At 45.4% G+C, this 1,141-nt stretch carries 2 protein-coding genes; one reads left to right on the forward strand and one right to left on the reverse strand.

Annotated features, from left to right (window positions below; genetic code table 11):
- A partial coding sequence (locus A3762_RS24630; protein WP_231878918.1) for a hypothetical protein occupies window positions 1–337 on the forward strand: 337 nt, incomplete at its 5' end.
- Here the strand turns inward: A3762_RS24630 and A3762_RS28045 are convergent.
- On the reverse strand, window positions 329–1,141 hold an 813-nt coding region (locus A3762_RS28045; RefSeq protein ID WP_068758093.1), incomplete at its 5' end, for a hypothetical protein. The two genes, A3762_RS24630 and A3762_RS28045, sit on opposite strands and share 9 nt — an antisense overlap.

Consider the following 1,141-nt stretch of genomic DNA (forward strand, 5'->3'; position numbering starts at 1 on the left):
CGACCCTAAGTATTTTATTTCTTCTGCAGACATGATGAACCGAAACATCGATTATCGTGTCGAGGTCAGTGTTCCTGTTTGTGATCAAGATGCGAAGCAGCAGCTACAAGACGTGTTAGATATTCAATGGTGCGACAATGTGAAAGCGCGTGTCTTGGATGCNAAGCAGAGCAATACTTATAGGCAGTTTAAAGTGAACGGCTTAGTTCGCTCTCAAGAAATGATTCATCAATACTTGAGTGATGGCGTCTTGCCGACTCGGATCAAACACGCACGCGAGCGATTACGCCGAGATCTTATTAAAAAGGCAAAAGAACGTGAGCGTAAGTTAGCCTAGGCTTTGCCACGCTTTTTGTGTCCTTACTTTTTGTGCGCTTTCAGCGAGCGATAGCAACGCGCTATCTCGTTTCCATGTTTTAGCAAAGCTAGGCAATTGATCTTCTAGAAGCTTGTCTTGTTGTTCAAATGTTCGTGTTAGCTGCTGTTTGATTCCCGATAATGTCAGGTGCGTTGAGGGTGCGCTTCGGTCGCTTTTCTGCATGAAAAGAATCGCGTGCGCGCTCGCAATATATTGCTCAGCAAGTTGTGTCTGGTCTAGCTCTAGAGCAATGGATAAACGTTGGCCGCATAATGCTGCCAAAATATGCAGATCTTCTTCCGTTCTAAATGGTTTTACGTACGTACTAAACGCATTGCCGACCAGAATATCCTCACGCTGGATACGTATTCCGGTTTGCTTGAGTTTTGCGTGTGCCAGTTCGGGTACAAAAGGAAGGGGAGGTAGAGGCTCTAATCCGAGTCTGTTGTCTTCATTGTTTAATTTTACGAGTACGATATCGCCATTTGCGTCAGGACGTTGATCGACTGCGCTAACAAATATGGTCTTCGCATCAGTGCCTCCTGAAGCAAAGCTCTTATAGCTATCGAGCATCAGCTGACCATTCTGTTCGTAGACCCAAGTTTGCATCTCGCGAGGCTTCTTCACACCTTTTTCGTTATGGCATAGAGCTGCGATGGCATCTCGATCTAGATCAAACATGTTTTCTAATGCAGATTGATAAGCCGAGGCAAAGGCAAAACTAACCTGACGAAAATGCGCACCGGCAACGAATGCTCTTACTAGAGAATCGTCGTACTTTGA

Source organism: Oleiphilus sp. HI0125 (assembly GCF_001635355.1).